Below are 23,962 nucleotides of genomic sequence, written 5' to 3' on the forward strand. Positions count from 1 at the left end.
AGGCCGGCGCGACCGTGTTCTCTGTTCACTCAGTGTCAGCACCCCCATTCAGTGACCACCAGGATGTTGAGTCGGCGGGCAAACACCACGTGCGAGAATCAAAATCGGTGCCATCTGCCAGTGACATTCCGTTATCCAACAGGTGCACGTCACAGTCGGCAACCGCAGTATTCAGGAGTATCTGGGCACCTTGAGGGACCTGGACCTCAACATCTTCTCCACCTGTATTCGTCGCGCAGAACAGTCTTCCCGCGCTGAACGCCAGAACTTCTTCGGGAACCTGATCAGCCCAGTGCACACGGTGCGCTGACCCAACAAGTTGGCGTCGAAGTCCACCCAATCGCATGTACAAAGACAGCATTGATGTTGGATCCTCACCTTGTTCGTCACGTGCCCACGCTCGGAATTCTTCAGGTTGAGGTAGCCACGGAGCAGAAGCCCCCTCGGGTCCAAAACCCATTGACGATCCGCGCTTCTTCCACGGCAGGGGGACGCGACAGCCATCGCGGCCTCGTTGCTGGCCATTCGTGCGAATCCACATCGGGTCTTGCCTGGCCCAATCGGGAAGATCGAGTACTTCTGGAAGTCCGAGTTCTTCACCCTGATACACGTAGACCGTTCCCGGCAGAGCGAAAAGCAACGCGGTTGCTGCGCGCGCACGACGCTTGCCCAGCGCAGTATTCACGGGAGTATCTCGACGGGCATCTGCCAGCATGTCGAAAGGATCGGGGTCTTTGTCGATGCGTTCCTGACCCAAGCGGGTAACCAGGCGGTGAACATCATGGTTCGCCAACGCCCACGCGGGCCCATCTTCTTGCCCGGCAACCGCGAAGGATTGCTCAATCGAGCGACGCAACCTATACGCAAACCAAGGCTGAACCAGCAGGTCAAACGCAAATGACTGCTGAAGATGCCCAGGAGCTGTAAAACGAGTGAAAACCTCGGGATCATTGACCCACGCTTCGCCGACAAAATACTTCGGCGGATCGTAGGATTCGGCAAGCTGACGCCACTGGCTATAGATTTCGAAGAGCTCCGGCTGGGTCCACAAACCCGATTGGTCCGCGTGCGTACCGCGCGGAATCGGAAGGGACTTCACCATGCCGTGTGCAACATCGATACGGAACCCGTCGACTCCACGGTCAAACCAGAATCGCAGAATATCGAGGAATTCGGTGCGGACATCCGGGTTGCGCCAGTTGAAATCAGGTTGCGTGGAATCAAAGAGATGCAGATACCACTGAGGATTTTCGGTCCCATCGTCTAAGCGATCCCAGGCTGAGCCACCAAAAACCGACGGCCAGTCATTCGGTGGCTGACTCCCGTCACCTTCCCCGTCGGCAAAGATAAAACGATCGCGTTCGGGTGAGCCGGGACCTGCGGAAATAGCGTCGATGAACCACTGGTGTTCGCTGGAACAGTGGTTGGGGACGATATCCATCAGCACGCGAATATCCCGCGTGTGAGCGTGCGCGACCAGCTGATCGAAATCGGCCAGAGTTCCATAGTCGGGCAAAATCTGACGATAATCCGCAATGTCGTAGCCGTGGTCGTGTTGCGGAGATAGATAGCAGGGGTTCAGCCAAATCGCGTTAACGCCCAGCTTCGCCAGATCGTCCAGCGACTGCGTAACCCCCGGCAGGTCACCAATCCCGTCGCCGTTCGAGTCACGAAATGAGCGGACATAGACCTGATATGCGACCGCACCGCGCCACCACGCTCCATTGTGTTCCTGGTGAGCAGTCATTCCGACCCCCGATCTGATAGTCCGTTGTGCTCCGCGCACTCCACTATTGTCCATCAGACCATGGAGAAACCGAATTTCGTTGTTACGGGCGCCAGTTCCGATCCGACGCGGGAGCACCGTATCGCTCGAACAGGTCGGTGGGTCGAGCGGTTCCGTCTTCGAATCCCAGTAGCGTCATATCCGCCATCACTATCGACGAGGCCGCACCCGTTTCGCTCATGTCCAGAGCATCTGCGGATATACAGTTCTTGTCTGCCTGCCCCTCTGTGTCACAGTCGGCATCGGCTAGAATCTGCGCCATAATACGACCACGGATAGCGAGTGGAGCTAGTTCACCATTGTCCCAGACAGCGTGGGTCGCCCCATCAAGAATCTCTCTCAAGTCATCTTCTTGGCATTGCGCTCCGTCGGTATCAAGCGTGATATCGAAGGTCACCAGCGCCGGTTTCCCGAAGCCTTCCCCTACGTTCACCGACACATCGAAGTGAATGTCTTTCCAGTATTTTTCAGTGAGAACATCATCGATCCCCGCTTCGATCAGAGTTTCAAAACGGTCTGATCGGCCTCGTCGACGTGTCGGCTTCATTGCACGAAAGGCGATACCTGCACCCAACGCGCCAAGGCCCAAGACCCCGATCATCAGAGGGCTTCCGATCTGCGGAATCTGTGAATTCTTGCCGTTGCCGGCTGAAGGTATCCTCTGGCGTGACATGGCAGCCATCCGCATCCTCCGTCCGATTTCGGACAATTCTGAGCCTGTGGATTCACTCGTCATTGGGTGTCCTTTCCAGGGAGGGGAAGTCATTCAGAGTCGATGTGGAGAGCGCCCCTTCATCGGAGTCACTGGATGCAACTGAGACGGTGGCGCACGATGAGGAGGGTGGCCAAGAAACATCGAATTCCACGGGAGTGACGGAATCGTCTTTTGCAAGCGTTGCCACCGGGTCGAATGTCTCAAAAGAGGTCGGCGTTGTGACGTCCTGCCAGATTTCGTAAAACATGACGCGCGTGACCTCGTCATCTTGAGGAAGAAAATCCTGCAGTGCAGCAACAGCGGACGCGGTTCGACCCCACGGATTGACCTTCACCATGCGCTCCAAATAGCGCACTGTTTCGGTGTACGTTGCCGACGAATGGGCGTAATAGAGAGGCTGGCGACGCGGTCGCACCAACTTACGACCGATCACGACTCGGTGATCGACCTGACGCGCCGGAGTTCCATCCATCGACGGGATAACGTCCTGGTCGTGAGCCAGCGACACCATGGTGACGTCCGGGCGAATCCGATACCTGCGCGCCGGTGCTCCCGTCGCCAGGATTGCTTGCACATCTAGGCCGGCCATCTTGGGATTCATCGACGCCAACACGGTCGCAATCAATCCCCCCTGCGAATGACCGCAGATCAGCACCGGTTCCGTTGCGTACTCTTCCGGGTTAAGGCCATCGCGTTTCATTGCATCGTGGATCGCCATGACAAGCCCACTGCGCATATTCGATTCGATACCGATCATTTCGCGGATGTTTGATTCCATATCCGCCGGATTCGCGTTCGATTCGAAGTCCATACGCGCCGTTCCAGGCAGGGATACCAGCCATCTGCGGGCTTCTCCTTCGCCGACGCGGGTTATTTTCACCGTGTGCCCGTCGGTCATCGACCAGTACATGTCGTCGATATCGACGCATAGATCACTCAGACTCTGGGGGGCTTGCCAGCGACGAAGTGCAGCTGTGGCGTGTCCGGCTGGGGGATCAATGGACGAGGCTTCGGCTGAATCTGCGATCACTTGGGCGTGAACAGGGCCGGAATGAATGTAGCCCACGGCCGTTCCGATCGACAGCATTCCGGTCATCAATGTGTCGTATGCGCGTTTGGGAACAAGAGGAAGTGCTTGAGCTGCTCGTTTCCCCATTGGACTGTCGGGTTCAAGGGCGATACGAGCACGCATCACCGTCTTTGCCACGTGGGAAACAGCCTGCGCACTACCGGCGAGGAAGCGGACGAAGAGCGTATCAAGACCGGGTTCGTCGAAGAAAAGGCGTTGCGAGCGCTCCGATGAATCGGCGCCCATCGATTGAGAGGCGTGGCGAGCTTTTTGTCGCATCTCTTCAGAGAGGGCGGGAGCTTCTGAGACGAGGCTTAATGCCACGGAGGCAAGGAGTGCTGGAGCCAAAGGAATCAGGCGCATGGCGGTGTAAGCGGGAGAAAACGACTGGGGAACACGGCGAGGCGCATAGATGCGTGGTGTACGACGACGCGCCATGGCTTCTCCTTTCCTCGCGGTTCCTTGTCTTTCAAGCGTAGTGCGGTCAGCGAAAGGCGCAATCAGGGACACCCCCTGTTCATTTGCCTGTTCCCTGAGTTCCACACGTACCGTGGCAGATTTCAGCCATTGACACCCATACCCCCTAGGGGTATCTTCGTTTCAGAAGGACAAGCAGGAAAGGCAACCTATGGCATACGGATATTCAGCCTCCACTGACCGTTATCTGGCCAGACTCCGCCGTATTGAAGGACAGGTTCGCGGACTCCAGCGCATGGTCAGCGAAAACGAGTACTGCATCGACATCATTACGCAGATGTCCGCCGTTCAATCAGCGCTCGATTCTGTTGCCATCGGCCTGCTGGAAGACCACATGAACCACTGCGTCGTCCACGCCGCCAAAGAATCCGACGAAGCCGCGCACGAAAAGATTGAAGAGGCCACCAAGGCAATCGCCCGGCTCATCAAGTCCTGAACCACCTACTTTGCACGATCCAGCCACAACAAGGAGAACAGCATGACCATGGAAATCGATCGCACCGTTGAACTCGCCGTTAATGGCCTGACCTGCGGACACTGCGTCCAGTCCGTCACCGAGGAACTATCCGACGTTGCCGGCGTGAAGAACGTTGACGTCATCCTCAACTCCGGTGCCACCTCCAAGGTCACCCTCGTGTCCGACGTTGCCCTTGACGATGACGCCCTGCGTGAAGCCGTGTCCGAAGCAGGCTTCGAGCTGGTCGGCATCACCCGCGACTTCTGAGACCCTCGGGCGCGGGCATCGCCCGCGCCCGGCCTCGTACCTCAAAACTGGCCGGCACGTGGCCCAACATAACGCGCCACGTCCTCGACCACCTCCCTTCCGCGCCCGGACACCCACGACCGCCTGCAGGCACGCCACCAGTCGGCATGCCCACACACTCAGCCTTCGTGGCACGTCCCGACAAGCGGACAAGGAAAGACAACCGTGTCTACATTCTCCACTCTTCAGTCCGTCGCCCCCGTTTCCGACTCCTATGAATCCGAGGGCACAACCCACATCGGCGAAGGCATCAAAGTTCATGCGCAGGATCTCAAGCGCCGACTGATCATCTGCATCCCCTTCTGGCTGATCGCCATGCTTTTGTCGATGCTGCCCACCTGGCAGTTCGTCGGCTGGCAGTGGGTTGTCGCCATTGCATCGATCCCCGTCACCACCTGGGGTGCATGGGCCTTCCACAAGGCAGCCTTTGCGGCTGGACGCCACGGATCAACAACGATGGACACCCTGGTGGCACTGGGCGTCACTGCGTCCTCCCTGTGGAGCTGGTGGGCTCTCCTCTTCGGTGGTGCAGGCGAACTCGGCATGCGCATGTCGATGACTCTCTTCCCACGCGCAGCCACGGCCACACATCACGCGGAAATCTATTTCGAGGGCGCCTGCACGATCACCGTCTTCCTTCTGACCGGACGGTGGATGGAAGCGCGCGCCCGATACCGCGCCGGCAACGCACTGCGAGCGCTGCTTGAATTCGGCGCAAAGGAAGCGACGAAGATCGAAGTCGATCCCGCCACCGGCGAGCGTCACGAAGTGGTTGTTCCGGCAGCATCTTTGCAGGTCGGCGACATGTTCATTGTTCGGCCCGGCGAGAAGGTGGCCACGGACGGCATCGTTGTTGAAGGCCAGTCCGCACTCGACACTTCCTTGCTAACCGGCGAATCTGTGCCCGAAGATATCAGCGTGGGCGACGAGGTCACCGGCGCGACGATCAACACGTGGGGCACCCTCGCGGTCAAGGCAACCCGAGTCGGAGCCGACACTACTTTTGCTCGCATCGGCGCGATGGTGAGCCAAGCGCAGGCCAGTAAAGCCCCTGTTCAGCGACTTGCCGACCGTCTTTCCGGAGTCTTCGTTCCGGTCGTCATCGGCATCGCACTGGCGACTTTGATCGGCTGGCTGATCGCTGGAGCATCCCTGCAAGCAGCCTTCACCGCCGGCGTTGCCGTGCTGGTTGTCGCCTGCCCATGCGCACTCGGCTTGGCGACTCCGACCGCTCTTATGGTGGGATCCGGTCGCGCATCCCAGCTGGGTATCGTCATCAAATCCGCCGAAACGCTGGAGCAGACGCGAACGATCGACACGATCGTTCTGGATAAGACCGGCACCGTCACCACCGGCAAGATGTCGCTGGAAAGCATCGTTGCTCCACCGGAGTCGAACGGCGACCGGCTATCGGAAGATATAATCCTCAGCCTTGCTGCCGCGGTTGAGTCTGCGTCCGAGCACCCTATTGCTCGCGCCATTGTCAGCGGTGCGAGCGCGCGGGGAGTCGCGCCCTCGTCGATTCGCGGATTCTCGAACCACGCAGGACTTGGTGTATCTGCGCTGGTAGACACCCCTTCCGGTGGCGATTCGCTGGTGTTGGTTGGACGCGCGTCATGGCTGGATTCCCTGGGCGTCACCATTCCGTACGAGGTCGAGTCTGCAGTTGCCACCGCCGAAGCAAGTGGCGCGACCGCAATCATGATCGCCCAGACTGGCCAGTGGAGTGATTCCAACGAGGCCGGCCACGCTCACTCAGCCACCGCAGTAGAATCGGTGGCCGACTCTTCCACCTCCGAGTCGGCAGAAACTTCGCTTGACATCCCCGGCTTGACCGCGCCCGCTCCTCTGGCCACGATCACTATGAACGTCCAGGGCATGACGTGCGCGTCGTGTGTGCGCAGGGTCGAGAGGAAGCTCGGCACACTCGACGGTGTCAGTGCCTCGGTGAACCTTGCGACCGAGTCCGCGACGATCACGCTGACCAAACCGCACACGGATGAAGAACTCGAAACCATCGTCAACAACGCGGGATACCAAGGAACCGTGCTTTGGCGAACCGACGTATCTGCGTCAGAGACGTCGATGTCAGCGAACACCGAAGAGAAGACGACCTCCGCTCAGAGGATCCTGCCGGAGCGTATTGAAGGCTACGCGTACGGTGTTCTGGTTGTTCGTGACACCGTGAAGGACACGTCTAAGACCGCAATCGAGCAGTTCAAGGGATTGGGTATTGAGCCGATCCTACTGACCGGAGACAACGAGGCAGCCGCTCAACATGTTGCTCAGCAAGTTGGTATTTCGCGCGTTATTTCGCAGGTTATGCCGGAAAAGAAGTTCGACATCATCAAGGGATTGCAGGATGAGGGACGCGTTGTCGCCATGGTTGGCGACGGCATAAACGACGCTGCGGCACTTGCTCAGGCGGGCACCCATGGCCTGGGGATCGCTATGGGATCAGGGACCGATGTTGCGATCGAGGTCGCCGACGTTACGTTGGTCAATTCCGACTTGACCAGCGCAGCCACTGCCATCCGCATTTCGCGCCGTACCCTGCGCATCATTAAGGGCAATCTGTTCTGGGCATTTGCCTACAACGTTGCAATGATTCCGCTGGCAATCGCCGGCCTGCTGAACCCCATGCTTGCGTCGGCTGCAATGGCGTTCTCATCCGTGTTCGTTGTGTTGAATTCGTTGCGTTTGCGTTCAGCACACTAGCGGGTCACCACGTGAACAACTGTCCTAACAGACTTTGCCAGTGTTTTACACTGTAAGGGTGAATCCTCCCAGTCTGCCAGCACGGTCAAACGTCGCCCCTCAACGAGTGGCAGCCATCATCCCAGCCCACAATGTTGGCCACGATGTTGCCGGTACTGTGCGCGCATGCCGAGCCATCCCCGGCGTCGATCTGCTGATCGTCGTCGACGATGGGTCCGATGACAACACGGGAGCTGCCGCCCGCGCCGCCGGTGCAGTCGTCGTCCGCCATTCTGTGGAACGAGGCCGCGCATCCGCCATCGAGACTGGCGTCAAAGTGGCCGCGATGCGCGATCGGGCGGATTGGCCTGCGCGCCTTCTTCTTGTTCTGAACGCTGACTTGGGAGATTCGGCGGTTGAGGCTACTGCGCTTGTTGAGTCCGTGATGAACGGTGAAGCCGACTGCGCGTGTTCTATTCCCGTAGGAATGAGCCTCACGTCGAAATTGGGACGGGCCGCGCGGTTGGCGCGTCGCGTTATTCGACGCGCAACCGGCTGGGAACCCGCTTACCCGCTTGCGTCCGTGCGTTGCGTGACACGCGAGGGAATCACGGCAGCTATGCCCTTTATGAACGGGTACGGCTTGGAAATTGCGATGACGATTGATGTGCTCAACGCGGGCTTGTCGATCATTGAGATTCCCTGCAGTTTCGAACGCACAGGTGCCGATAAATCATTCGGCGATTTGAACCCGCGTACGCGCTTCACCGATACGACGATCGCTTCAATTCGCACGGTATTCGGTCGCGTAAAAGCGCGCCACCATCACCCGCACCCGTATGCGAATGCTCGCCAGGGTGTTGGAATCCCCTACCCATGCGTTGCACGTGATCGGGAACTCACTGACGCCTAGCCGTTCAAGGATTTCAACCGTAAAACTTGGGTGCCCTGCTTGGGAGGATCCCAAGCAGGGCACCATACGCTTGTCAGCGACTCACACCATCAATCAGCGGATCGTCACCTGACGCGAGACCATGCCCTGGCGAGCACGACGCTCATCAGCGGTCAGTGGCTCCTTCACGGCAAGAGCCTTTTCAAGCTCAGTTGCCAGGGTTGCTGCGTCTTCGGCGATGTCATCAGCGGTCGCACCCTCGGCAAGTTCGAAGACCGGGATTGCGATGCCACATGCACGGAACGCCCCTACGAAGCGCGAGCCCTCGCCCATGCGAGCCTTGCCAGCCGCCTGCAGGCGAGCCAAGCCGGTAAACAGCGCGGACTCTTCCACGTCGGTCACGTAGCGCACGAAGTTACGGTTCATCTCGCACCAGAACATACCGGTAACACCAGGAACTGCGACGGTTGGGATGACCTCGTCGCGGTTTTCTTCAAGCGCACGAGTGGTCTGCTCGTCCATTTCCTCTTCCGGGTTCAGCCAGAAGTGGAAGTTTTCTTCGAGGCTCATTTCGCCGAAGCCTTCCGGATCTAGGATGTCCTGGAGACGATCGGAAGGTTCGCGCACATCAATGTCAATAACGCCCTCGACGCCGTCAGCCTTGGCTGCAATCGCTGCGAGAATTGCAGCGCCAGCGTCGTGTGACAGGTCGGCCGAGTTGAAACGAGTCTGAGCTGCAACCAGAATTCGACCATCGCCACGCACCATCGCGGGATGACCGTCCGGGAGCAGAGTGACGAAATCGAATTCGACCGCGCCATGCTCAGCGTTAGTGCATGCGCTCATGATGGCGCACGGGAGGATCTCGCGCATGGCGACCAGTTCAACCTCACCCTTGAGGCCCTCGTAAGGGCGGGCAACGAACGGAATCGGAGCGCGGAATGCCGGACGAGCGGCAGGATTTGTTACCTTCTTGCGGCGGCTTGCTTTACCCATAGTCCAAATCGTAGCGGTAGCACGCCCGCCAGCGTTATTCCGCGTCCGGTTCGGCGCTAGTCCAATCGGGCACACTCAAGCGCGGTGCGACAATGCAGATGATCCCGGCCTCGTCATTATTATTCACGAGGCCGGGACCGCAAGCGACACTGGCACCTGGAAGTGCCCGGAAAAACTCAGCTATTATCCGCGGCAGCCTGAACAGCCGGAAGAGCAGCCTTGAAGCGTTCCAAGAACTTCTCGTACGCCTTAGCATCATCGGGATCCGCGTCGATGACGGTAGCCTGGGCGTTCGCGAACACCTTGGAATCAAGATATTCGGGAAGAGTCTCACCTTCACCGCGCGACTTCATGAACTGAGCGAGCACCGCGATACCCCACGCGCCACCCTCGCCAGCGGTTTCACCAACGGACGCCGCAATCCCCAGCGAATCCGCGAGGATCTTCTGCGCCACACCCGGCGTCTTGAACAGACCACCGTGAGCGAAAACCTTGTCCAGCCCGACCCCTTCATCGGCAAGAATGTCGAGTCCAATACGGACGGCCGCGAAGACGCTCATCAGCTGAACGCGGAACGCATTCGCTAAGGTGAACGTGGCATCCGGGGTGTGAGTGAACAGCGGGCGACCGCCTTCCAAGCCCATGATCGGCTCTGCGGACAACGTGTTGTACGCCAGCAGTCCCGCACCATCGGCATCACCCTTCAGCGCGTTGAAGTACAAAAGGTCATACACGTCAGAAACCTTCATATCCATGCCCGCAAGCTTCGCAAACTCGACGAACATGCCGACCCACTCATCCAACTCGGACGAACCGTTATTCGAGTGAACCATCGCCACGGGCGAACCGTCGGGAGTCGTCACCATATCGACCTCAGTGTGCAGGCGTTTCAACGCCTTCTCCAGCACGATCATGAGGAACACGGAGGTGCCACACGAAATGTTACCCGTACGCTGAGCCACCGAATTCGTCGCCACCATGCCCGTACCGGCGTCACCTTCAGGCGGACACATCGCAATACCCGGGCGGAGTGTGCCCGTCGGGTCAAGCAACAGCGCGCCTTCCTCGGTCAGGACACCCGCATCTTCGCCAGCACTCAAAACCGTCGGAAGCAGGTCGGACAACCGCCACGGCAGATGACGCGGAGCAACCAACTCGTCGTAGGCAGCAACCATCGACGCATCAAAATCACCGGCAACCGAATCAATCGGGAACATACCCGACGCGTCACCAATACCCAGAACATGACGACCAGTCAGTTGCTCATGCACCCAACCAGACAGAGTATTGATCGACGCAATCTGAGGAACGTGCGTCTCTTCATCAATGACCGCCTGATGAAGATGAGCAATCGACCAGCGAAGCGGAATGTTGAAGTGGAACGCATCGATCAGCTCGGCCGCGGCGCGACCCGTGTTCGTGTTACGCCACGTCCTAAACGGAGCAAGCTGCTTGCCATCGGCATCAAACGCAAGGTAGCCATGCATCATCGCCGAAATACCCAGCGAACCGTAGGTCGTAGGAACAACACCGTAGCGTTCCTTCACCTGCGCAACCAGCGTCGCATAGGCATCACACAAGCCTTCTTTGACGGCGGAAAGACTGTATGACCAGAGGCCGTCGACAATCTGGTTCTCCCACGAATGACCACCCGTCGCCAGAACCTCGTGGTCGGGGCCAATAAGAACGGCCTTAATTCGAGTTGAGCCGAGCTCGATGCCCAGCGCGGTCTGGCCGTTTTCAATCAGCTCTTGAACTGCAGCGCTCATGCGTTTAGTCCTCCACTTGTCATCGTTGACGTGTCGAAATTGTTTCACGCGTTATCGACGTCACGCTATCACTGACTCAAATGTCCGTAAGGGTTTGCCCACAATGACGAAGAAGTGCACAAATGATGGCCGCAGCACCATCGTTTTCGACGGCTCCCGTGACAAAATCACCGGATTTTTTCACATTATCATCGGCGCCACCCATGACAACGCCGAAGTTTGCCCACTCAATCATGGGAACATCATTCGTGCCATCACCGATCGCGACAGTGCCTTCAAAGGGAACACCCAAGTCGGCGCTCAGAGTTTCAAGCCCGCTGGCTTTCGTTACTCCCAGGGGAAGAACGTCAGCCCAACTGGTCCAACCGATCGAGCATTCCCAGTTCCCAATAACTCCCGCATTGGTCAAAGCAGTTTCAAACTCTTCACGGTTCATCGCTGGTTCACGAATGACAACCTTGATCGCGTCAGCTACCTTGAGGTCTTCGATCGGTTTCAGGGCGAATTCTTCGATCAGTTCCCCGGGTGGAAAAACGCCGGAGATGAGGAACATTCCAGGAATTTCCACACCGATCAGAGCATTCGGCATCTCCTGACCAACCTGGTCAACCAAGGTCGACGGATCAAAAGTGGAAATGTCAGCAGACAATGCGCCAGAAACATACGCGTCAGAAAAGTGAACGCGGATAGCACCGTTCGAGCAGAGCGCCCACGCACGAGGATCCCCCAGTTGCTCAAGCACCGGCTGCGTTGCTTCCAACGAACGCCCCGTCGCAATAACGACGTTCATCCCCGCATCTTCAGCAGCGCCGATTGCTGCGCGCACACGCGCCGACGCCCCCGTCGGTAAGAGCACCGTTCCATCAAGGTCAAGACCGATCAGGATCTTCTTCGGATCCGTCGGCATCGATTCGGGCAACGCCTGAAATGCCGATTCGACCAGTGATTCAAACTGGATCGGTGCCTCACCCGATGGGGGCGGGGACACAAGGTTAACGATGGGTGCGTTGGAAGTTTCAGCCATGTGATGTCACTTGACAGGCTCGAGCACTTCCAGACCACCTAGGTACGGGCGCATTGCTTCGGGAACGTAGACCGAGCCGTCTGCCTGCTGGTGATTTTCGAGGATCGAAACCAGCCAGCGAGTGGTGGCAAGAGTGCCATTCAGCGTTGCCACTGGGGCCATGCCATTTTCGCGGCGCTCACGAATGCCCAGGCGACGTGCCTGGAAAGTGGTGCAGTTCGAGGTCGACGTGACCTCCATGTAGCGTTCCTGGGTCGGCAACCATGCTTCGCAGTCGAACTTGCGTGCAGCCGAGGTGCCGAGGTCGCCGGCAGCCGTGTCAATGACGCGGTAGGGAAGCTCAACCTTGCGGAGCATCTCTTCTTCCCATGCCAGGAAACGCTGGTGCTCTTCTTCAGCCTGCTCGGGGCGGCAGTAGGAGAACATTTCAGCCTTGTTGAACTGGTGGACGCGGATGATGCCACGCGTGTCCTTGCCTGCAGAACCGGCTTCGCGACGGTAGCAGGTGGACCACCCCAGATAACGCTTCGGACCGTCGGACAGATCGAGGATCTCGTCGGCGTGGTAGCCCGCAAGGGCCACTTCGGACGTACCGGTCAGGTACAGGTCGTCGGCGGGCAGGTAGTAGATCTCGTCCGAGTGCTCGTTGAGGAAGCCGGTACCGCCCATGACTGCGGGGGTCACGAGGGTCGGGGTCATCATCGGGACAAAACCAGCCTTGACGGCCTGGTCGAGTGCCATTGTCATCATGGCGAGTTCAAGGCGAGCGCCGATGCCCTTGAGGTAGTAGAAGCGTGCGCCGGAGACTTTTGCGCCACGCTTGGTGTCGATCGCGTCGAGGCCTTCACCAATGGCCAGGTGGTCTGCGGGTTCGAAGCCTTCGGCTGCGAAGTCACGTGGCTTGGGGCCTTCGTGGCGCAGGACAACGAAGTCTTCTTCACCACCAACCGGAACACCATCGAGGACGAGGTTCGGCAACAGGCGTGCAAGACGGTCAGCGTCTGCGTCTGCTTCGTTCGCCTTGGCTTCGAGAGCCTTCACCTGTTCGGCAAGTTCCTTCGCCCGAGCGAGAATCGCAGGGCGCTCTTCCTTGGATGCCTTACCGACCGACTTGGAAACTTCCTTCTGGGTAGATCGAAGGGACTCGAAATCCTGCAGGCTGGTGCGACGCAGTGCATCAGCTTCAAGGATGCGGTCGACGAGTTCAACATCGCCACCGCGTGCGCGCTGGGAGGCACGGGCGGGCTCAGGGTTTTCACGAAGTGCGCGAACATCAATCATGCTTCCAATCTTAGGGCAGGGTTCGGCCTGGCGTTATTCACGACCAGCGCTTGTGTGGATAACGCAAGTGAACAGGCTCCGGATGTGGACAGGCGTTTCCACAGCGATGGATTGCGGATTTGATTTATCCACCAATTTTGTTTTCTGGCGGGACGCGAAAAGCGTTCGATGGATAGTCTTGGATGCATGATGATCTGGATTGTGGTGGGCATTCTTACGCTTGCGTTCGTTCTCTTTGGTGGCCTGTGGCTCTGGCGTTGGTATCAGACGCGTCAAGCACGCTTGCAACTGCGCAAAGATGCGATGCTCACCCCCAGTTCCGCTTTCGATCCCGAGCGCGGTCGCCCACGTCCGTGGGTGATCGTGAATCCGGTCAAGCATGATGATGTGGATGCTTTCAAAGCCGAAGTCAATCAGGCTGCGCATCAGATGGGCATTGACCACGTGCATTGGCGTGAAACAACCGCGGAAGACCCCGGCACCGGTCAAGCAATTGACGCTTTGGCGCAGGGCGCATCCGTCATCATTGCTTCCGGTGGTGACGGCACGGTGCGCGCTGTGGCCGCGGGCGTTGCTGGGTCGGGTGTGCGTATGGGCATTATTCCCGCCGGCACCGGCAACATTCTGGCCCGTAACCTAGGAATTCCGATCGACGATTCAGCTCAAGCGATGCGCATTGCTCTGGGAGAAAACCACCGGGCGCTTGACTGCGGGTGGTTGCGCGTCGACAACGTCGACACGCCTTCCGAGATTCCCGCGGAGGGAATGCTGGTGCGGGCGGCTCTGACGAAGAACAGAGTTGACACTGATACTCCGCCATCACTCGATCAGGCGGACTCCTCACTGGCGCACCGCGCTCAGAATCTGCCCGGAACGGACGAGTATTCGTTTGTCGTCATCGCCGGTCTTGGCTTCGACGGCGAAACGATGGCTGCGACCGACTCAGAACTGAAGAAGAAGGTTGGATGGGTTGCCTATGTGATAGCAGCCCTCGGAGCAATCGCGAAGGAAGGAACACGACTGCGCTTGATGCTCCGCAACCCGAAACCGATCGATGATCCTGTCGGGGATGCTCCCGGAGATGATGAGCACTCTCGCGTCGTTGACGAATCCGCAACGATCAGCGGGGTCAGCGTCCCTGATCAGCCCGAATCAGTTCTCACGTGGGTTCATTCGCGCACTGTCATGTTTGCGAACTGCGGGGAACTTCCATTCATCACCTTGGCACCGGGTGCTCGCGTCGATGACGGGCTGATTGATGTCATTGCCGTCAACACGGAAGCTGGCGTGCTGGGCTGGGCGGACCTGTCCTTGAAGATCATGGGACAGGGACTGGGTGTGAAGACCATGAATCTTCCGGTTTCCACCGGCAAGATTCAGTTCAGGCAGGCAGAGGGCGCATCCGTCGCCGCTCAATCACCCCAGGTGATTCAGGTTGATGGTGACGCGATCGGAACTGCGCGAACCGTTCACGTCCGGCTTGATCCACAGGCTCTAGATATTGCGGTTCCCGGCCTCGAAAACTGAAACCGGGAAATAAGCAGTCAGCCGTTCAACGGCCACGACGGCGCAACCGGGTAATCCGGAACGTCAACGCCATTTCCACCCTGAAGAATTGACGCCACCCATGCGCGACCCGCGTGGAAATCCTCATCGCTGGTTCCACGCAGAACATGTGCTTTCATTCCGTCAACGCGCGGGTACGAACCCATAAAACGAACCTCGGGCGAATAGCGATGCAGACCAACAAGAGCGGCTTGAACACGTTCTTCGGAAATGTGTCCAACAATGTCGATGCTGAACGTGTAATCACCCAAACCGTCACCGCTTGGGCGAGACTCAATACGCGAAAGGTCGACACCGCGGACAGCGAACTGCTCCAACAGGGTCAGCAATGCACCGGACTCGTTCACCGGAAGAGCAACCTGGATCGTCGTCTTATCCGCACCCGTTGGCGCGGGGATCTGACCCGGCTTCGACACCAGGACGAAACGCGTCACGGCACCCGGATTATCAGCGACGTCCTTGTAAATCGCTTCAAGACCATAGGTCTGAACCGAAACCTCGTTGCAGAGAGCCGCATCAAACGGGGCGTCACCACCGGAAAGGATTTCTGCCCCGGCTGCCGTGGAAGTGGCAGGCACGTGAACAGCGCCCGGGAAAGTGGCTTCAACCCATCCACGACACTGAGCCCACGCGTGCGGGTGCGTACCAATGCGACGAACATCTTCGGGCTGGGTTCCCGGACGAACAGCCAGCTGGAACACCACTTGGACAACCATTTCAGCAACGATCACCAGTGGCTCACCTCGGGAGAGTGAATCAAGAGTCGCGTTCACGCCACCCTCAATTGAATTCTCGATCGGCACAACCGCGCGGTCGGCTTTGCCCTGGCGAACAGCGGCCAGAGCCTGCGGTGCACTGGTCATCGGCATCAGTGTCGCGTCGACTGGCGCGACTTGGCGCACGGCCTGCTCGGTGAACGTTCCGAACGGTCCAAGGAATGCGATTCGCAATGACATTGATGTCCTTCGTTATTTGTTTTCCGCAGACGCAGAGTCGGCGTTCTCAGATACGGCGCCACATGCCGTGATCCTGTAGAGCTTCGCGGTTCCGCCTTGATCCACTAATTCAAAGCCATACGAGGTATCAACGTTGTACAGGCCCGGGAATCGAGACGAACGCAGGAAGTTGTAATACTTTCCGTCTTCATCGGCGTAGTAGTGCGTGATCCCCATCTGATTGACGACCTCGCACACTTCGGGATTGTCGTGGATCTCGTTGAAGTGTTTCACCAGAACCTGTTGCCAGCGTTCCTCGTTATTGGTGGTCGACAGCTGAGGGAAAACCGCGTCATGCTGTCCAAGAACTTCCGTGTACGCCGCGCCCGCAATCGGATCACCCAGGACAAGCGAATCTCCGGGAATCAGCAGTTGCATTCGACGAATCATTGCGAGCTCAGCGGTGTCAGCCATGCCCGGCTTCCCCAGGTTTTCTGGGTCGTAGACGTAGTCGGTGGCGCGAAGGCGCGCATCCAAAGCACCTCCGCCGGTGAGTAGCAGAAGCAGGACGCCGATAACAACGTCGATCAACCAGCGTGGGAACAGTGCGGGCAGGTGTTCTTCACCCATGTTGGCGCCCACCAGTTCGTCGGTTTCGCTGGCTCCGAAGAATTCTGATTCTTCAGCTTCACCGGCTTGCACCCCCTCTTGAGCTCCGCCGGGTTGCGCCACTTCTTCGGTTCTCAAAACATGCGCTATCTCTTCGGTTCCGCCGTCATCTTCGTGGGTGAGCTGCGCGGTCGCACCCTGCGAAACGCGGGCTACCCACTCAAAAACGAGGAAGGAAATCCGCTCGAAACCGATCGCCATCAACGGCACCATTGTCAGCCCATGCGGTCCCATGATCCGTCGCGGATCCAAGTACCAGGGGGCCAAAAGGAATGTGCGGAATTCCCCGATCGGCGCGTACGCCAAGAAAGTCAGGAAGCAGAACAGCAGGTAAGAGACGATCGGCCACATCGCACCGGGCTCCCAATCGGAGGTATCGGCATGTTGAGCAGGCCCGGCCTCGTCGATGCGGAAAATGCTGAAGGCGTCAACGCTCACCGCAATGCCGACCAGCAGTAGGACAACTTGGACGGCGATCAGCATTGTCATCGCGGTCGTTTGCGAGAACGGTGGCGCGGGCGTGAACGTGTGGCTAAACGCGTACTCCCACGAAATTCCAGCACGTGGATAGTTGCCCATCGCGCGAATTTTGCCCGTCGTCAAAAGCAAGAAGGGGGTGACGAGGCTCGCCACGCAGACAAGTCCCCCGACGAAAGCAAGGGATCGAGCGCCTCGACGGTAGGCGCGAATCGCGCCCCCACCGACACCCGAAAGGAACGCAGCGATCAGCATGACGTAGATCGTGAACGCAGAACTCGGGTGAGCAACCGACGCACCAAACATTCCTGCCAGTAGCAGGATCGTCAACGGGATCTGATGAGCAAGCGCGCCCACACCCACCCGACGCGCATCCAACAAGCGCCGACCGACGATCACCGCGAGCGCAACAACGCCTGGGATCAGAGCAAGACCGGTCGCCAGTGGCCACTGGTTGTACATCGTCAGATTGTCCGCAGGCATATCCAACAGAGCGCCTGCCAGAACAGGGGCTGCAAGAATCGCTCCACGTTTACGCGTAATGACGCTGGTCATCGCGGTCGCACCAATAATCCAGATCAGCATCAGAACCAGCGATGTCACATTCGCGGTCAGAACAACTGTCTTCGGGGTTGCGAACAGGGCGGTGAAAGCGTGCCACGTGGTCGGATAGAAAACGTCTCGACCACCGTAGAGGTCAGAAAGACCGCCGAAGGGTGAAGCATTCCCGGTTCGCACAATCGTCCATACGCCATTCAAATGGAATGTTGAATCCCACTGCTGGACAGGATTTTTCGGGCTTGCGTGCAACAGCATCGGAAGGGCTGCCACGAACGTACCGACGGCGATCATTATCCACATTGAGGCTCGTAGTCGAGCCTGCTCAGCACCCAGAGGCTGGCGTGGTCCAATGTGTGACAGCAAGCTTCCCGGCTGTAGGCGCCCTCCACCAGCACGGCGAGCGCTAGCAAACAGCCAGTTCACGCATCCCACAACGAAAGCGATCCCGAGCAGGGGAAATACTTTTTCACGAGACCACGTGACATCGCTACGATCAAAAACAACGGACAGGATGGTCAGGAAGCCAAGCGTGATCGCAGGAGCAATGCCAACCGCAATAACGGAAGAGCGCACCCAGGAGCGCACCCAGAAGACTCCCGGCAGAATCAGCGCCATCACCATCTCCACCAAGATCGGTCCGGCGGCCCACCACTGTCCACACACGTTTTACTCCTGCGGAAGCGTGCCCGCGTCTACAGCGTCTACAGCGGGTTCGGCCTGGTCCTTGTGCGAACGGTGAAGGATGAACTCAACGATCATCGGGATCAGAGACACGAACACGATCGCCAAAATAATTATCGACAGGTGATCGTGCACGAAGTCGACGCCACCCAAGACCGAACCCAGGTAGGTGATGCCTGCACCCCAGAGCAACGAGCCAAGCGAGTTAAACGCCAAGAACTTCGAGTAGGGGTAGCGTGCAATGCCCGCAGCAAGCGGAATGAAAGTACGCACGAAGGGGATGAATCGACCAATCACCAGCGCGCGACCGCCGTAGTTCAGGAAGTAGCTCTCCGCTTTGTGCAGATGCTCGGTTTTCAAGAAGCGCGCATCGTCAGAGAACAGGCGACGGCCATAGCGCGCACCCAGCCAATAGCCGATCTGCGCACCGATGAATGCGGCGATGAAGGTCAGGATGACCAGAGTTGGCAGGTGCAAACCCAGACGGTCGTGCAGAAGACCCGCTGTGAACAGCAAGGAATCGCCAGGAAGAACCGGGAACAAAACGCCCGACTCGATCAGCACGATCGCAAGTGTGCCCCACAAAACCCACGGGCCCATTGCGAGAAGCAAGCCCTCCGGATCATGGAACCAGCCGATGAACGTGCTCAGCCAGCTTGAATCGGCCATCGGCGAAAGCGCCGGCAGAAGGTCGGTGGCGAGGGTCGAAATGATCACTCAGTCTCCTTGATACTCGTGCGAGCTTTTCTCGCGCGTTGGCGGGACACAGCGCTCGGCATATTCCCGCGCTTCACACCCTACCCGTCACACGCTCGCAGTTAGGATTGAGAGCATGGAGTACACAGAGGATGACGTCACACCCGCAGGTTCCGGTGACGTTTCCTCTCAGACTGATTCTGCCCTCGCAGACCACGAGACCACTGAAAACCCGCAGAATTATGCGGAATCTGAAACGCTGGCTGACACCGCGGATACCGAAACTGACGTGGCGGACGACGGCGTGGATGATGAAGCGAAACCCCACACACCTGGCCGTCTGCCCGTCCCCGTTCACTATGCGGATAGGCAGACTCCGCGCAGGCGACGTCGCGAGGACTTGTTTCAAGCACTTTTCTGTGTTTTCGGAATCGCTGCCACGTGGGCAATCGGCGTTTTTGCGAACGCGACTACGCAGGGTGTGACAGAGGATGTTCTTCGTTTTCGTTTCATCCGTGAAATTCTGCTTCTTCCGATCACGTTGGTCGAGGGCAGCGTTGTCCTGATCGCTCCGATTGCGATTGTGGTTGCGCTGGCCTTGCGTCGGCGTATTTCCGCGATCGCTCATTCTGTGGGCACGGCGATCGTCGCGGTACTGGTGGGGTGGGCGCTCCTCTGGGCGACTTCACTGCTACCTGATGACATCACGGCTCCTCTTCGCGTGGCGAAGGCTGTCGCGCTGCTGGGCAATACGACGTCAACGGCGCTGGGGATCAACCTGATCGTGATCACGCTCTGCGCAATGTTCACTGTCGCGGGCGAGATGCAGAATATGCGAACCGTCCGTTGGGCGTGGATCGGCCTGTGGGTGATTGTTTTCCTTGGCGTGATGCGTTCGTCGATGACTCTGCCAAGCGCGTTCATTTCCGTGTTCATCGGGCGGATCGTTGGTTCAATTGCGCGGTGGTTTTTCGGCTTCGAGGACCGTCGTGCCTCGGGTACGGATATCGTTTCCGCTCTTTTGGACTTGGGTCTGGTGCCAGTTCGCGTGGTGCGTACCGATTTGGATACATCAAGCGAACCACTTTCGGCTTGGTCGATTATCGAAGATTCACGAGGCCGGCTCCACATTCAAAGTCGTGACGTGCAGACTGTCGAATACACGGTGAATCGTCGGCCTGACGTTGACGAAAATCGTCATTATCAGGTGTGGACGGTTGATGATCAGCTGTATGAAGTGGTGGCGTTGGATCCCGGTCGCGAGATTGTCGGAACGCTTGTTGACGTGTGGAACAACGTGCGCTTGCGCGGAATTTCGCGATGGATTTCCCCGTCTCTGAAGGCAACAACGGAACGCGCTACGCTGACTTCCCTTGCAGCCCGTAAAGCTGGTGTTCACACCCCCGACGTTGCTGGAATCGCTCAGGCTGGCGAGTCGTTTATTTCCGTATCGCAGGCGCTTCCACCAACGGCTCCGCTCACGTCATTCGAGGCTGACCAGATCAGTGACGCGATGCTCGATGAGGCGTGGACGCAGCTTCGTGCCGCCCATCGAAGCGGTATTAGCCACCGGGATCTTTCCCAGGATGCCGTGCTCTTAGACGATAGGGGGGAACTGTGGATTGTCGATTGGCAAAAGGGCGAGGTCGCAACCACTGAGCTCAACCGCCGTATCGACATTGCCCAGATGCTTGTCTTGCTCTCGCTTGCCGCCGGCAGTGAACGAGCTTTGGAATCGGCCCGCAGAACGGTGGCGCCCGAAGTTTTGACCTCGTGCGCAGCCGTGTTACAGGAACCGGTGTTGCCGACGAGCGTCCGACAAAACGTGCGCAGAACTGACCTGACGGAAAATCTGCGCGCGCAGTTGATGGGCGTTGAATCTGACGATGAAGTGGAGCTGACGGATCTTCAGCGTTTCCGCCCGCGCACCGTAATCATGGTGGCGGTTCTTTTCACGGCGCTCGTCGTTGTTTTGGGCTCGATGAACTTCGAAGACATTACGACAGCGGTGACGCAGGCGAACCCGTGGTGGATGGTGCTCTCGTTTGGACTCGCATGCTTGACATGGGTTGGTGGCGCAATTCCACTGATGGCACTCAGCCCCGTGAAACTGCGCTTCTGGGAGGCTCTCACCGCCCAGATCGGCGCATCGATCGCGACGATCGTTGCCCCCGCCGGCGTCGGTCCCGCGGTCGTCAACCTGCGACTATTGAAAAAGAAGAAGGTTGGCACGGTTGTCGCTGCCACCACGGTCACCTTGCAACAGTTGATCCAGTTGGCGTTCATCCTGTTGTTCTTGCTGATCGCGATGGTACTCAACGGCAGTTCTTTCTCCGTCCAGTTGCCGTATGGCACGATCCTTGCAGTCGTTGTCGTTGTCATTGCAGTGATTGCAGCACTCTTGTCGATTCCGCAGTTCAGAAAGTGGATGTGGTCGAAGATCGAGCCGACATGGACTCAGGTGCACCCCCGTCTGATCTGGATTGTTGGACAGCCTCAGCGTCTGCTTGCCATTCTTGGCGGAAATGTTCTGATGAACGTCGGTTTCATCGGAGCTTTCTGGGCGGCCCTTGCCGCGATGGGTGGCTCCATGAACCTCCTGTCACTGGCTTTGACCTACTTGGCTTCGAACTCTCTGGGTTCTGTCATCCCCTCACCCGGCGGTATTGGTCCTGTCGAAGCTACCCTCACCGCCGGTCTTCAGGTTGCCGGCGTTCCCCTATCAATCGGCCTGCCCACCGCGGTCCTCTACCGTCTGGTGACGTTCTACGGTCGCATCCCCTTCGGTTGGCTGGCGATGAAGTACATGGAGCGCAAGGACCTGCTCTGATTCTCAGTGCGTGAATACTCTTGTTTGACCAAGCGACGATTTTCATTCGCTATGAAACAATAGGGGTATGACAACGCAGTCGAATCCTCATGCAGCCCTTGCCCCTCTACCCGCTCCCCTGGCTGAACTGGCCACAGGCGTGGAACTCCTTGATCCGATGGAAGCCCCTGCAATTCGCTGGGGCATCCTCGGTGCTGGCGGAATTGCAGCAGTTTTTGCTCATGACGTCGCCGCCTACTCGTCCGGTGTGATGGCAGGTATCGCAGCTCGCGATCCGAAGCGCGCCCAAGAGTTCGCCGCAACCTACAACGTCGAAAAGGCCTACGACTCCTACGAGGACCTCGTTGCAGCCGATGATATTGACGCCGTCTACGTCGCCGCCATCCACCCGCAGCACGAGAAACTGGCGACCCTCGCCCTCAACGCCGGCAAGCCGGTCTTGGTGGAAAAGTGTTTCACCATGGATGCCGTTTCCGCGAAGCGCGTCCTGGATCTGGCGAAGGAAAAGGACCTGTTCTGCATGGAAGCCATGTGGACGCGTCACCTGCCACACCAGAAGGTACTCAGCCAGATTGTCGCCAATGGTGGTCTCGGTGCAGTTTCGACCGTTCACGCTGATCACGGCCAAAAGCTGGATCACATTCGTCGCACGTGGGATCCCGAGCTCGGTGGTGGCGCTCTGATGGATCTTGGCGTCTACTCAATGTCTTTCGTCCACCAGATTCTTCCGGACGTGAAGCTTGTGGGAGCAACCGCAAACCTCACCGATCTGGGGGTCGACGTCCAGTCCGCCGCCCTATTGAAGACCGACACCGCGGTGGCAATGGCGGCCTCGAACTTCAACGGCCGATCCGCGACCTACGGCGAAGTTGTTTTCGAACGCGGCGCTATTGAGATGGAAGAGCAGTTCTACCGTCCCTCGACTCTGCGCCTGCGCACTTTCGGTGAAGGCAAGCCCGAAAATGGTGAGACCGTTGAATGGTCGGGCATCGTCCCCGGCGGCTTCCAGTACCAGGCGGCCGAGGTCGCTCGTTGCTTGACCGCCGGCAAGAAAGAATCCGACACGATGCCCAGGTCAGCGACCCTGCGCGTGATGGAACTTCTGGACGAGATGCGCGCTCAGACGAACATCGTTTACCCGTGGGAGAAGTGAGCGTCAGCTTTCCTGACTTCACACGTTTGAGTGGCCTCGTTTTCCTCTTTGGGAAAGCGGGGCCACTTCTTTCAGTGTGTTTCAGCGCTTATGGGCCGTCCACATGAGCGTCATATACGGAATGGTCACCGGTTTTCCAGGCTCGTAGGCGAGGTGTTCGTAGAGGTACCAGCGCAGATTGTCCTGCATCCGCGCCCTTCCGGTTTCGTTTTGACGCAGGTAGGACGATCGCGTGGTGCCCAAGCGAAGAATGTCCTCAGGGGTGATGCACTCTTCGAAGTTCACGAGGCCGAGCACCGGCTCAGTGAATTGGCTGGAAAAGCTCGGTGGCTTGTCGGGTCGGTGCACGTCACCGGACCTCATAATTCTGGTCAGGCGATGAACCCAGGGGATGGAAACATCCATTTGGTTCCACACCACTCCAATCCCACCGCGATCCTTCAAGATTCGGCTTGCTTCGTGACTCGCGAGCTCTTCGTCGACCCAGTGCCACGATTGCGCATAGACAACGAGGTCGACACTGCCGGTCGGCAAACCGGTATCTTCTGCGGTTCCATCGTGAATCGCGATGAGGTGACGCCAGCACGGTGAGCGCTCTTCGAGTGCTTCACTCATCTGCTGGCGCATTGCTTCTGATGGTTCAACAGCCTCCACGCATATGCCACGCTCGGCAATAAGCGCGCTCATTTTTCCTGTTCCAGCACCAATATCAGCAATGCGGGGGCGCTGCTCGCCAGCGAGATCACTCTTGCCAGCGGAATGATCTGCCAAGCCTCGCCTCGTCATTTCGACAAGCTGGTCAACGACCGAAACTGGGTATGCCGGACGCACCGAGGCATACTCGGGGGAGGCAATGTCGAAAGGATTCATCAGCGAGAAGTCTAGTCACTGCGAACGCTCAAGCGAGGATGGGACCGAGGATGGG

At 58.3% G+C, this 23,962-nt stretch carries 18 protein-coding genes; 7 read left to right on the plus strand and 11 right to left on the minus strand.

The annotated features are described in order from the left end of the window. Positions 1-25: 25 nt before the first annotated feature. From QP503_RS04075 to QP503_RS04085, 3 genes are all read right to left on the minus strand, one after another. Positions 26-1,747, minus strand: a complete 1,722-nt coding sequence (locus QP503_RS04075; protein ID WP_103632914.1) for a glycoside hydrolase family 13 protein — start codon at positions 1,745-1,747, stop codon at positions 26-28. A gap of 82 nt (positions 1,748-1,829) precedes the next feature. After that, positions 1,830-2,468, minus strand: coding sequence for a hypothetical protein (locus QP503_RS04080; protein WP_285069543.1), 639 nt, complete (start codon positions 2,466-2,468; stop codon positions 1,830-1,832). A gap of 43 nt (positions 2,469-2,511) precedes the next feature. Beyond that, on the minus strand, positions 2,512-4,008 hold the full coding sequence (locus tag QP503_RS04085) for an alpha/beta hydrolase (protein ID WP_103632912.1): 1,497 nt from the start codon (positions 4,006-4,008) through the stop codon (positions 2,512-2,514). 190 nt (positions 4,009-4,198) lie between these two features. Here QP503_RS04085 and QP503_RS04090 point away from each other — a divergent pair, with 190 nt between their 5' ends. The 4 genes from QP503_RS04090 (at position 4,199) to QP503_RS04105 (ending at position 8,420) form a co-directional block, all read left to right on the plus strand. After that, the gene (locus tag QP503_RS04090; protein ID WP_103632911.1) at positions 4,199-4,483 is read left to right on the plus strand and encodes a metal-sensitive transcriptional regulator; all 285 of its coding nucleotides are present in this window, start codon (positions 4,199-4,201) and stop codon (positions 4,481-4,483) included. A 42-nt stretch (positions 4,484-4,525) separates the two neighbouring features. Then, on the plus strand, positions 4,526-4,771 hold the full coding sequence (locus QP503_RS04095) for a heavy-metal-associated domain-containing protein (protein WP_103632910.1): 246 nt from the start codon (positions 4,526-4,528) through the stop codon (positions 4,769-4,771). Positions 4,772-4,975: 204 nt separating this feature from the next. Continuing rightward, positions 4,976-7,528, plus strand: a complete 2,553-nt coding sequence (locus QP503_RS04100; RefSeq protein ID WP_103632909.1) for a heavy metal translocating P-type ATPase — start codon at positions 4,976-4,978, stop codon at positions 7,526-7,528. A gap of 106 nt (positions 7,529-7,634) precedes the next feature. Beyond that, entirely contained in the window at positions 7,635-8,420 is a 786-nt protein-coding gene (locus QP503_RS04105; RefSeq protein WP_006680531.1) for a glycosyltransferase, read from the plus strand. Between the two features lie 93 nt (positions 8,421-8,513). Here the strand turns inward: QP503_RS04105 and QP503_RS04110 are convergent, their stop codons facing one another. The 4 genes from QP503_RS04110 to serS form a co-directional block, all read right to left on the minus strand. After that, positions 8,514-9,395, minus strand: coding sequence for a DUF5926 family protein (locus tag QP503_RS04110; RefSeq protein WP_103632908.1), 882 nt, complete (start codon positions 9,393-9,395; stop codon positions 8,514-8,516). 176 nt (positions 9,396-9,571) lie between these two features. Then, positions 9,572-11,164, minus strand: a complete 1,593-nt coding sequence (locus QP503_RS04115) for a xylulokinase (RefSeq protein ID WP_285084487.1) — start codon at positions 11,162-11,164, stop codon at positions 9,572-9,574. A gap of 76 nt (positions 11,165-11,240) precedes the next feature. Further along, positions 11,241-12,188 (minus strand): HAD hydrolase family protein, encoded by a 948-nt coding sequence (locus QP503_RS04120; RefSeq protein ID WP_285084489.1) that lies wholly within the window; start codon positions 12,186-12,188, stop codon positions 11,241-11,243. A 6-nt stretch (positions 12,189-12,194) separates the two neighbouring features. Further along, a complete protein-coding gene (serS, locus tag QP503_RS04125; RefSeq protein ID WP_103632905.1) occupies positions 12,195-13,469 on the minus strand; it encodes a serine--tRNA ligase in 1,275 nt (424 codons plus the stop codon). Positions 13,470-13,655: 186 nt separating this feature from the next. Here serS and QP503_RS04130 point away from each other — a divergent pair, with 186 nt between their 5' ends. Beyond that, positions 13,656-14,996: a diacylglycerol/lipid kinase family protein gene (locus QP503_RS04130; RefSeq protein WP_285101274.1), complete on the plus strand. Its 1,341-nt coding sequence runs from the start codon at positions 13,656-13,658 to the stop codon at positions 14,994-14,996. A 17-nt stretch (positions 14,997-15,013) separates the two neighbouring features. Here QP503_RS04130 and pheA read toward each other — a convergent pair whose 3' ends face one another. From pheA to QP503_RS04145, 3 genes are read right to left on the minus strand one after another with little or no spacing between them, the layout of a single operon-like run. Then, complete coding sequence (pheA, locus tag QP503_RS04135; protein ID WP_285067659.1) at positions 15,014-15,991, minus strand: prephenate dehydratase; 978 nt, start codon at positions 15,989-15,991, stop codon at positions 15,014-15,016. A gap of 12 nt (positions 15,992-16,003) precedes the next feature. Further along, positions 16,004-18,340 (minus strand): DUF6541 family protein, encoded by a 2,337-nt coding sequence (locus QP503_RS04140; RefSeq protein ID WP_219585531.1) that lies wholly within the window; start codon positions 18,338-18,340, stop codon positions 16,004-16,006. A gap of 3 nt (positions 18,341-18,343) precedes the next feature. Next, entirely contained in the window at positions 18,344-19,027 is a 684-nt protein-coding gene (locus QP503_RS04145) for a DedA family protein (RefSeq protein ID WP_103633013.1), read from the minus strand. Between the two features lie 163 nt (positions 19,028-19,190). On the opposite strand from QP503_RS04145, the gene QP503_RS04150 reads away from it, so the two are divergent. Together QP503_RS04150 and QP503_RS04155 are read left to right on the plus strand one after the other, a co-directional pair. Beyond that, positions 19,191-21,884, plus strand: a complete 2,694-nt coding sequence (locus QP503_RS04150; protein WP_285101278.1) for a lysylphosphatidylglycerol synthase domain-containing protein — start codon at positions 19,191-19,193, stop codon at positions 21,882-21,884. A 67-nt stretch (positions 21,885-21,951) separates the two neighbouring features. Further along, a complete protein-coding gene (locus QP503_RS04155; RefSeq protein WP_285101280.1) occupies positions 21,952-23,037 on the plus strand; it encodes a Gfo/Idh/MocA family protein in 1,086 nt (361 codons plus the stop codon). An 81-nt stretch (positions 23,038-23,118) separates the two neighbouring features. On the opposite strand, the gene QP503_RS04160 is transcribed toward QP503_RS04155, so the two are convergent. After that, positions 23,119-23,907: a class I SAM-dependent methyltransferase gene (locus tag QP503_RS04160; protein ID WP_006680542.1), complete on the minus strand. Its 789-nt coding sequence runs from the start codon at positions 23,905-23,907 to the stop codon at positions 23,119-23,121. Positions 23,908-23,962 lie beyond the last annotated feature (55 nt).

The organism is Pauljensenia sp. UMB0895 (assembly GCF_030218905.1).
GTDB classification, from domain to species: Bacteria; Actinomycetota; Actinomycetes; order Actinomycetales; family Actinomycetaceae; genus Pauljensenia; species Pauljensenia turicensis_A.

Coding starts and splice junctions, on each gene's coding strand:
- QP503_RS04075 (WP_103632914.1), bottom strand. CDS start 1,747: ATGACTGCTCACCAGGAACACAATGGAGCGTGGTGGCGCGGTGCGGTC.
- QP503_RS04160 (WP_006680542.1), bottom strand. CDS start 23,907: ATGAATCCTTTCGACATTGCCTCCCCCGAGTATGCCTCGGTGCGTCCG.
- QP503_RS04090 (WP_103632911.1), top strand. CDS start 4,199: ATGGCATACGGATATTCAGCCTCCACTGACCGTTATCTGGCCAGACTC.
- QP503_RS04150 (WP_285101278.1), top strand. CDS start 19,191: ATGGAGTACACAGAGGATGACGTCACACCCGCAGGTTCCGGTGACGTT.
- pheA (WP_285067659.1), bottom strand. CDS start 15,991: ATGTCATTGCGAATCGCATTCCTTGGACCGTTCGGAACGTTCACCGAG.
- QP503_RS04130 (WP_285101274.1), top strand. CDS start 13,656: ATGATGATCTGGATTGTGGTGGGCATTCTTACGCTTGCGTTCGTTCTC.
- QP503_RS04115 (WP_285084487.1), bottom strand. CDS start 11,164: ATGAGCGCTGCAGTTCAAGAGCTGATTGAAAACGGCCAGACCGCGCTG.
- QP503_RS04095 (WP_103632910.1), top strand. CDS start 4,526: ATGACCATGGAAATCGATCGCACCGTTGAACTCGCCGTTAATGGCCTG.
- QP503_RS04120 (WP_285084489.1), bottom strand. CDS start 12,188: ATGGCTGAAACTTCCAACGCACCCATCGTTAACCTTGTGTCCCCGCCC.
- serS (WP_103632905.1), bottom strand. CDS start 13,469: ATGATTGATGTTCGCGCACTTCGTGAAAACCCTGAGCCCGCCCGTGCC.
- QP503_RS04085 (WP_103632912.1), bottom strand. CDS start 4,008: ATGGCGCGTCGTCGTACACCACGCATCTATGCGCCTCGCCGTGTTCCC.
- QP503_RS04080 (WP_285069543.1), bottom strand. CDS start 2,468: ATGGCTGCCATGTCACGCCAGAGGATACCTTCAGCCGGCAACGGCAAG.
- QP503_RS04145 (WP_103633013.1), bottom strand. CDS start 19,027: ATGGCCGATTCAAGCTGGCTGAGCACGTTCATCGGCTGGTTCCATGAT.
- QP503_RS04110 (WP_103632908.1), bottom strand. CDS start 9,395: ATGGGTAAAGCAAGCCGCCGCAAGAAGGTAACAAATCCTGCCGCTCGT.
- QP503_RS04155 (WP_285101280.1), top strand. CDS start 21,952: ATGACAACGCAGTCGAATCCTCATGCAGCCCTTGCCCCTCTACCCGCT.